This window comes from uncultured Muriicola sp. (genome assembly GCF_947258935.1).
GTDB lineage: Bacteria > Bacteroidota > Bacteroidia > Flavobacteriales > Flavobacteriaceae > Muriicola.
In genome coordinates, this window is the sequence record NZ_CAMYKH010000083.1 from 1 (window position 1) to 9,727 (window position 9,727).

4 protein-coding genes, 1 rRNA gene and 1 pseudogene are annotated in these 9,727 nt (G+C 41.7%); 3 read left to right on the forward strand and 3 right to left on the reverse strand.

Annotation, left to right across the window (positions count from 1 at the left end; translation table 11 throughout):
- Window positions 1-95: ribosomal RNA gene (rrf, locus tag Q0X72_RS11890) — 5S ribosomal RNA — on the forward strand; the annotation flags it as partial.
- Between the two features lie 232 nt (window positions 96-327).
- On the opposite strand, the pseudogene Q0X72_RS11895 reads toward rrf, so the two are convergent.
- From Q0X72_RS11895 to Q0X72_RS11905, 3 genes and pseudogenes are all read right to left on the reverse strand, one after another.
- Window positions 328-1,661 (reverse strand): annotated as a pseudogene (locus Q0X72_RS11895) (glutamate synthase subunit beta).
- A gap of 8 nt (window positions 1,662-1,669) precedes the next feature.
- A complete protein-coding gene (gltB, locus tag Q0X72_RS11900) occupies window positions 1,670-6,175 on the reverse strand; it encodes a glutamate synthase large subunit (RefSeq protein WP_297765663.1) in 4,506 nt (1,501 codons plus the stop codon).
- Between the two features lie 245 nt (window positions 6,176-6,420).
- Window positions 6,421-7,563: an acyl-CoA dehydrogenase gene (locus Q0X72_RS11905; RefSeq protein ID WP_297765666.1), complete on the reverse strand. Its 1,143-nt coding sequence runs from the start codon at window positions 7,561-7,563 to the stop codon at window positions 6,421-6,423.
- A 303-nt stretch (window positions 7,564-7,866) separates the two neighbouring features.
- Between Q0X72_RS11905 and Q0X72_RS11910 the strand changes: the two genes are divergently transcribed.
- Window positions 7,867-9,099 carry a Glu/Leu/Phe/Val dehydrogenase dimerization domain-containing protein gene (locus tag Q0X72_RS11910; RefSeq protein WP_297765669.1) on the forward strand — a complete coding sequence of 411 codons (1,233 nt, stop codon included), beginning with the start codon at window positions 7,867-7,869 and terminating at the stop codon, window positions 9,097-9,099.
- A 12-nt stretch (window positions 9,100-9,111) separates the two neighbouring features.
- The coding region (gene nhaD / locus Q0X72_RS11915; protein ID WP_297765672.1) for a sodium:proton antiporter NhaD at window positions 9,112-9,727 on the forward strand (616 nt) is incomplete at its 3' end.

The window sequence follows — 9,727 nt, forward strand, 5'->3', positions numbered from 1 at the left end:
CGGGGTCCACCCCTCTCCATTCCGAACAGGGAAGTTAAGCCCGTCAGCGCCGATGGTACTGCCACACCAGGTGGAAGAGTAGGTCGCCGCCTTTTTTAACCCTGAAGTAAATCTATTTTACTTCAGGGTTTTTTTATGCCATATAATCCATGACAAATGCCCACGCCTTTGGCATGATTACTTCCTGTATCTACCCTTGCAGCACATTATTTGCACGGGCAGTCAGTAATATGTCGCTGCCTTTTTTTGTTTTAATCAACAAATATATTATCAGGAATAAAAAAACCCTTCAAAAAGAAGGGCCATACAATCTATATTTTATACTGATCAAATCCTTGGCAGATCTCCCTCGCCCTTTAGGGGAAGTTCAGAAGATCCCATAAGAAAAGTATCTATATGATGGGCAGCCTGTCTTCCTTCGGAAATGGCCCATACAATAAGCGATTGTCCGCGCCGCTGATCCCCTGCCACAAATACACCGGGAACGTTGGTCATATAATCTTTTACAGAAGCTTTAATATTGGTTCGCCCATCGGCCTCTATTCCTAATTGCTCAGCAATCGTCATTTCAGAACCTGTAAAACCAAGTGCCAACAACACCAATTCACAGGGCCACTCTTTTTCCGTTCCTTCAATTTCCTTTAAGACAGGTCGTTCGCCAGGAACCTTGATCCATTCTACTTCCGAAGTGATCAATCCTTTTAAGTTTCCATCTTTATCCCCAATGAATTTCTTTGTGGAAATACTAAAAAATCTTTCTACTCCTTCCTTATGAGAAGAACTGGTTCGCAAACGCATAGGCCAGAATGGCCATGGCTGGTCCTGTGGTCTTTCAGTCGTAGGTTTACTCAATATCTCAAAATTGGATACCGATTTTGCTCCTTGTCTAAAGGAAGTACCTATACAATCTGAACCTGTATCACCACCTCCAATAACCACGACATTCTTATCCGTAGCCTTAATCTCATGTGCAAATTTCTTTACCCCGTCTACCCTCCGGTTATATCTACCCCTACATGCACTCCGCATTTGAAGTCAATTCCTTCTTCTTTCAAAACTTCCAAACGGCGATCAATAATATGTTTTTCCATTTTAAAATCCGGAATACCATATCGTAACAATCCGCCCGGTTTTTCATCTCGCTCAAAAACGGTTACACTGTGCCCGGCTCTGTTGAGTTGTTGAGCGGCAGCCAACCCTGCAGGGCCAGATCCTATAACCGCTACCTTTTTTCCTGTTCTGGTTTCCGGGGGCATGGCCACTACCCATCCTTTTTTAAAGGCGGTCTCCACAATGTTTTTTTCTATATTCTCTATGGAAACAGGATCTTCATTGATACCTAAGACACAGGCTTCTTCGCAAGGCGCAGGGCATAGTCTTCCTGTAAATTCCGGGAAATTATTGGTGGCATGAAGAATCTGAGCTGCCTTTTCCCACTTCCCCCGGTATACCGCATCGTTGAAATCCGGGATCAAATTTCCCAAAGGACAACCACTATGACAAAAGGGAATGCCACAATCCATGCAACGTGCTCCCTGTTCTTTTAATTCCTTTTCCTTTAAGGGTAGGGTAAATTCCTTAAAATCCTTTACCCGCTTATCTACCGGTTTATAGGGCTCTGTCTTTCTTCCGTATTCTAAGAATCCTGTCGTCTTTCCCATATTTCGTTCTAAATAGTTTGTAATTTTTCCTGTTCCATACGAAGCAAAGCCTGCTTGTATTCTTCAGGAAATATTTTAATGAACTTTGGTAAGTAGTGCTCCCAATTCTCCAATATTCTTTGTGCCAGCGGACTTAGCGTGGCATTATAATGATTTTCAATAAGTCCCTTTAAAAGTTCTATATCCCGGTCTTCCTCTACCCTAAGAAGGTTCAAGGCCTCTTTATTACATCGTTTTTCAAAGTTCTGATGCAGATCCAATACGTAGGCAATACCTCCGCTCATTCCGGCACCAAAGTTTCGGCCTACTTCTCCCAGAATAACGGCCGTTCCTCCCGTCATATATTCACACCCATGATCGCCGATCCCTTCAACCACAGCCGTGGCACCAGAATTACGAACACAGAAACGTTCTCCGGCTTTTCCATTAATATAAGCTTCTCCGGAAGTGGCTCCATAGAGAGTAACATTGCCGGTGATAATATTTTCTTCGGGTTTGAGGGTCGATTTTTCGGGAATTTTGATGATCAATTTTGCACCGGAAAGTCCTTTTCCTAAATAGTCATTGGTATTACCGTTTACCACCATGGTAAGGCCACGCGTGGCAAAAGCTCCAAAGCTCTGTCCGGCAGAACCTGTAAAGTTCAGTTTTAAGGTATTATCGGGTAGTCCTTCTGCTCCATAAATCTTTGAGATCTCATTACTGATGATGGCACCTACAGCCCTGTCTGTATTATGAATAGGAAAATGCAAAATCGATTTCTCTTTCCTGAATATTGAAGGATGCGCTTTCCCAATGATCTCGAATTCTATGGAGTCCGATACATGGTGTTCTTGTTTTTGTGTATTGTAGAGTTTGGTACCCTTCCGTACATCAATTTTATGCAGAATGGGACTCAAGTCCAATCCATTGGCCTTAAAATGGTCAATAGCCTTGTTCCTGTTTAGCTTTTGGACCTGCCCCACCATTTCATTTATGGTCCTGAAACCTAACTGAGCCATAATTTCCCTAAGTTCTTGTGCAACGAAGTACATATAATTTACAACATGTTCTGGCTTCCCTTCAAACTTCTTGCGTAATTCAGGATTTTGGGTGGCGATACCAACCGGACAAGTATTTAAATGACATACACGCATCATAATACATCCCGATGCTACTAAAGGTGCCGTGGCAAAACCAAATTCCTCGGCTCCCAGCAAGCAAGCAATAGCCACATCCCTTCCTGTTTTTAGCTGGCCATCGCACTCTAGTACGATTCGGTTTCTAAGGTCGTTCATTACCAATGTCTGCTGTGCTTCAGCAATTCCCAATTCCCATGGCAGGCCGGCGTGTTTAAGTGAGGTTAGGGGCGAAGCGCCGGTTCCTCCATCAAACCCGGAAATAAGGATCACGTCGGCTTTCGCCTTGGCAACCCCTGCTGCAACTGTCCCAACTCCCACTTCTGAAACAAGTTTTACATTGATACGTGCTTCTCTGTTAGCAGATTTAAGATCATATATAAGCTGTGACAGATCTTCAATTGAGTAAATATCATGATGCGGTGGAGGAGAGATCAGTCCTACATAAGGGGTAGAATTCCTTGTTTTGGCGATGGAAGGATTTACCTTAGGGCCGGGAAGTTGCCCGCCTTCGCCGGGTTTTGCTCCTTGTGCCATCTTTATCTGTATCTCCTGTGCATTAGTCAGGTAATTGGAGGTTACGCCAAATCTCCCGGAGGCAACTTGTTTTATGGCACTATTTCGCCAATCTCCGGTTTGATTCTTATAAAAACGCTCCGCATCTTCACCACCTTCACCTGAGTTGCTTTTACCGCCAATACGGTTCATTGCAATAGCTAGATTTTCATGAGCCTCCTTACTAATGGATCCATAAGACATAGCCCCTGTTTTAAAGCGCTTTACAATTTCTGTCCAGGATTCTACTTCTTCCAAAGGAATAGGGTCATAATTTGCAAACTCGAACAATCCGCGGATGGTCATAAGATCCTTAGATTGCTCATTCACCATTCCGGCGAATTCTTTGTAAGTATTGGGTTCGTTGTTTCTTACAGATTTCTGAAGCTTAGCTATGGACAGGGGATTGAACATATGTTTTTCACCATCTCTCCTCCAACGGTATTCGCCTCCAATTTCCAGATCGAGCGTTGCAGCCACATGTTTTTTGACAAAGGCATTTTGATGCCTCTTTGCGATCTCCTTTTCTATCTCATACAGTCCAATTCCCTGAATACGTGTAGGTGTATTTGGAAAATAAGTGTTTACAACATTGGTATTAAGCCCAATACATTCGAACATCTGGGAGCCGCGATATGAATTGAGTGTAGAGATCCCGATCTTATTCATCACTTTAAGGATGCCTTTCCCGATCGCTTTGTTGTAATTCTTAATAGCTTCATCAAAAGAAAATTCTGTGATGTCGTTCTCTTCAATTTGTTCTCCAATGATCTCGTTTACCAAATACGGATTGATGGCGCTTGCGCCAAAACCAAACAATAAGGCAAAATGATGAACTTCCCTTGGTTCAGCCGATTCTATGATGATACTTAAATTGGAGCGTTTTCCTGCAGCCTGTAAGCCACTATTTACATAAGAACAAGCTAACAATGCTGGGATTGGAGCTTTCTGCTCGCTTATGAATCTATCAGACAGGATGATGATATTGGCACCATCGTCTATGGCCCTGGACGCCTGAGTTAAAATTGACTCCAATGCTTCTTCCAAGCCATTGTGTCCTCTCTGAACATCATATAAAATTGGAATTGATACTACTTTATAATCCGGGCTGGCATCGTAATTCTTAATTTTATCCAGATCCTCTTTAGAGATCACCGGGTTCTGGATCTTTAATTTTCTACAATGCCGTTCGGAAATTTCAAAGATATTTAAGTCCGTACCAAGGGTTAGGCTAATGTCTGTGATCAGTTCTTCACGGATACCATCGAGAGGCGGGTTTGTTACCTGGGCAAACAATTGCTTAAAATAATTATAGAGCAATTGAGGGCGTTCAGACAATACTGCGATAGGCGTATCAGACCCCATAGATCCTATAGGTTCTTTCGCAGTTTTTCCCATAGGAAGGACAATAGTATTTATATCTTCCAGAGTATATCCAAAAACCGCTTTCCTTTTTTCCACAGATTCCTCGCCAATAAAAAGTGGGCAGTCATTATAGGGAATATCCCTGAGGTGCATTAAGTTTTTATCGAGCCATTTTTTATAGGGATGTCTTTGTGCTATTTCCTCTTTTATTTCTTCGTCATTAACGATGCGGCCTTCTTCCATATTCACCAGGAACATTTTACCTGGTTCCAAACGACCATGAAGTTCAATATTTTCGGGTGCAATATCAAGAACCCCTGTTTCAGAAGACATGACCACGTAGCCATCCTTAGTTACCGAGTAACGCGAAGGTCGAAGTCCATTCCTGTCTAAAACGGCTCCTATGTAGTTGCCATCAGTAAAGGGAATAGAGGCCGGACCATCCCATGGCTCCATTACGCAGGAGTTATATTCGTAGAAAGCCTTTTTGGCTTCAGACATTTCTGTATTTTTTTCCCATGCTTCGGGGACCAGCATCATCATTACCTCCGGCAAGGACCGTCCTGTCATCAATAGTAATTCAACGACCATGTCCATGGTAGCAGAATCCGATTTTCCGGGAAGGATTACAGGTAAAATTTTCTTAATCTCTGGCCCAAAAAACGGACTTTCCATGAGCCCTTCCCTAGATCGCATACGAGATACATTGCCCCGCAGGGTGTTGATCTCCCCATTGTGGCACATAGAACGGAAAGGTTGTGCCAGGTCCCATGTAGGAAAGGTGTTGGTTGAGAACCGCTGGTGCACCAGCGCAAGCCTGGTAACTACTCTGGGATCCATAAGATCCGTGTAATATCTTTTTATGTCCTGGGGCATCAGTAGCCCTTTGAAAATTATAATTTTTGTTGAGAGGCTGGGTAAGTAAAAGAATTTGCTTTCAGAAAGTTTAGAGTTAATGATGGTATGCTCCGTTACCTTTCTGGCAATAAATAGTTTGAGATTGAAATTGAAGAAATCCTGCTTCTCATTTTCCTTTGCAATAAATACCTGTCTTACAAAAGGCTCAGTTTCTGAAGCAATACGCCCGGGAACTGAGGTATTGACAGGGACATCTCTCCACCCCAATAAATGCAACCCCTGTCTTTTAATTTCTGATTCAAATACTGAGATGCAATAATCACGCTGATTCGCCTTTTTTGGCAGGAAAACATTACCTACGGCATAGACCCCGGGTTCGGGTAGTTCAAAAGAGCATTCTTCCTGGAAAAAAAGATGTGGGATGTCTATAAGGATCCCGGCGCCATCGCCGGTTTTTCCATCGGCACTTACGGCACCCCTGTGTTCTAATTTGTCTAGAATTTCGAGGGCCTTATGAATAATGTCATTCGATTTTTTTCCTTTCAGGCTGCAAATAAAACCTGCACCACAGTTGTCGTGTTCAAACTCCGGCAAATACAATCCTTGCTTCTTCAACATCTATTTTCGTATTTACTCAAAAATACCAAAATGACCGAGATTCATCTATGTTTTAGCTATGGATAGTAGAAAAAATACAACGTTTTAAATAATTCGTTGAAAAATATGCAATATGCTTTTTAAATCGCTTATTAAATGGGATTTTAATAATGCTCTTTTGCAAGAAAAGACCCAAATGGGGGGTCTTTTGTAATTGTAAAAACAATGTCTTTGAGATTGTTGTGCTAAAAGAAAGTAATTAGATTTTATAAATTTAAAATGCTCCTCGAAATAACGATCTTTTGAATTTCAGAAGTGCCCTCATATATCTGAGTGATCTTCGCATCTCGCATGAATCGCTCTACGTGATAATCCTTTACAAAACCATTCCCACCGTGAATCTGAACTGCCTCAACGGTTGTTTCCATGGCTACTTGTGAAGCGTATAGTTTAGCCATGGCGCCAGATAAATCATAGTTTACATGGTTATCCTTGTCACATGCGGATTTATAAACCAGAAAACGTGCTGCTTCAATTTGTGTATGCATGTCAGCCAGCTTAAAGGCAATGGCCTGATGATTACTAATTTCAGTACCAAAAGCTTTTCGTTCCTTGGAATACTTCCTGGCCATTTCGTAGGCCCCTGCTGCAATACCTAATGCCTGTGCTGCGATCCCAATTCTTCCACCTGCCAGGGTTTTCATAGCAAATTTAAAACCGAATCCGTCTTCACCTATCCTATTTTCTTTTGGGACCTTTACATCATTGAAATTCAGTGAATGTGTATCACTTCCTCGAATGCCCAATTTGTTCTCTTTTGGACCTATTTCAAATCCCTTCATGCCTTTTTCAACGATCAGTGCATTGATCCCTTTATGTGCTTTTTTAACATCTGTTTGAGCAATGACCAGGTATACATCGGCAGAGTTGCCATTGGTGATCCAATTCTTAGTGCCATTCAGCAGGTAGTGATCACCTTTGTCAATGGCAGTCGTTTTTTGTGAGGTGGCATCACTTCCGGCTTCCGGTTCAGACAGGCAAAATGCTCCAATAATCTCTCCGGTAGCTAATCTTGTTAAATATTTTTGCTTCTGTTCCTCCGTGCCAAAAGTTTCTAACCCCCAGCATACCAGGGAATTATTTACCGAAACAATAACGGAGGCGGAGGCATCTACCTTTGATAGCTCCTCCATGACCAGTACATAGGATAATGTGTCTAGTCCGCTTCCGCCGTACTTTGGATCTACCATCATCCCCATAAATCCCAAATCCCCCATCATTTTTACCTGATCTGTCGGGAATTTTTGTGCTTCGTCTCTTTCAATGACTCCGGGCAGAAGTTCCTGTTGGGCAAAATCGCGGGCTGCCTGTTGAATCATCAATTGTTCTTCCGAAAGTGTAAAATCCATAGTACTTAGTGTATTGTTAAAAAAGGCCTACAAATATACATCTTGATTGGAAATTATTCAATGATTATACCGTCAATTTGAGAATACCACAAAACATCTTTTTCAAAGTTTAGAACTACGCTCTTATAAAATACTTTTATACCCCGTCAATATTTTTATATTTGTTGCAAGGTGAATTTAAAGCGTTAGAAAGCGTATTGGAATTATGAGACAGCATTAGCTTCAATTAAAAATTTGATTTAAAGCGAGGGCCTTGGATGGCCTGTTTTCAATGAATGACTCATAGTATAATCCTTATCCTTAATGAAAGATCTTTTAAAGAAGTACGAAAATAAAGCACCTGAAATAGTTTTTAACTGGAAGGACCCGGAAACGGAAGCCGAAGGTTGGACGGTCATAAACTCACTACGCGGAGGAGCCGCCGGTGGTGGCACAAGAATGCGCGAAGGGCTCGATATGAATGAAGTATTGTCTCTTGCCAAAACCATGGAAGTAAAATTTACAGTATCTGGTCCACCCATAGGAGGAGCCAAATCGGGAATAAATTTTAATCCTCATGATCCAAGAAAGAAAGGGGTTTTAGAACGCTGGTACAGTGCAGTGGCTCCCTTGCTGAAAAGTTATTACGGGACAGGGGGCGACCTCAATGTTGATGAGATCCATGAAGTGATCCCTATTACTGAGGATGCAGGTGTATGGCATCCGCAGGAAGGGGTATTTAACGGGCATTTTAAGCCTACAGAGGCAGATAAGATCAACCGAATTGGGCAATTGCGTCTTGGAGTTATCAAAGTATTGGAAAGTTCTATGTACTCTCCGGATACAAGTCAAAAATATACAGTAGCGGACATGATCACCGGATTTGGTGTTGCTGAAGCTGTAAAGCATTATTACAATATCTCCGGAGGATCTGTCATTGGAAAAAAGGCTGTGGTACAAGGTTTTGGGAATGTAGGAGCAGCGGCCGCCTTTTATCTGGCACAAATGGGTGCTAAAGTGGTTGGGGTCATAGACCGGGAGGGTGGCGTAATAAATGAAAATGGATTTTCGTTCGATGAGATCAAAACCTTTTTTCTCCATAAAAAAGGGAATACGCTTATTGCCGATCCGGATAAGATGATCCCATTTTCGGAAATGAATGAGCGGATCTGGAGTTTATCTGCAGAGATCTTTACACCTTGTGCCGCTTCCAGATTGATCACTCAGGAACAGATCTCCGAAATGATAGAATCCGGACTGGAGGTTATTTCTTGCGGAGCCAATGTACCCTTTGCTGATAAAGAGATATTTTTTGGGCCTATCATGGAATATACAGATGAAAGAGTTAGTCTTATTCCGGACTTTGTTTCCAATTGTGGAATGGCCCGGGTTTTTGCATATTTTATGGAAGGAAGGGTAGCCATGGATGATGAATTGATATTTAATGATACTTCGGATGTCATTCGGAAAGCAATTTTGAATATCTTTAGGCAAAATCCTACTAAAATCAATTTAAGCAAGACCGCTTTTGAAATAGCACTTAAACAACTACTATAAACACCAACTAGTATGGAAACCATTATCATTATCATCTTCATTACAGGATATTTGGCAATTACCTTAGAACACAATTTAAAAATAGATAAGCTCATTCCCGCTTTGGCGATGATGGCCATTCTATGGGCGATCATTGCTTTAACCCATATGCCTGTTTTTGAGGTAAACACAACTCTCAAGGAATTGGAACCCTCCCATTTAGATGAAATGCTCCTTCATCATCTGGGGAAAACAGCAGAGATATTGGTATTTCTTTTGGGGGCTATGACGATTGTTGAGATCATAGATTATTTTGATGGTTTCGCAACAATAAAAGGTTATATACGTACCAAGAAGAAATCAAAATTACTATGGCTTTTTTCCATTTTGGCCTTTATTCTTTCGGCCATTATAGATAACCTAACAGCAACCATCGTATTGGTTACTATATTGCAAAAAGTAATAAAGGATCGTGAATTGAGACTTTGGTTTGCCGGTATGATCATTATTGCAGCAAATGCCGGTGGAGCCTGGTCTCCTATTGGGGATGTCACGACTACCATGTTATGGATCGCCAATAAAGTAACGGCTTTGCAACTTATTGAACACGTATTAATTCCTTCGATAGTTTGTATGATTGTTCCAGTAT

Excerpts from the sequence above, each read along its gene's own strand:
- gltB (WP_297765663.1), bottom strand. The coding sequence starts at position 6,175 with ATGTTGAAGAAGCAAGGATTGTATTTGCCGGAGTTTGAACACGACAAC.
- Q0X72_RS11905 (WP_297765666.1), bottom strand. The coding sequence starts at position 7,563 with ATGGATTTTACACTTTCGGAAGAACAATTGATGATTCAACAGGCAGCC.
- Q0X72_RS11910 (WP_297765669.1), top strand. The coding sequence starts at position 7,867 with ATGAAAGATCTTTTAAAGAAGTACGAAAATAAAGCACCTGAAATAGTT.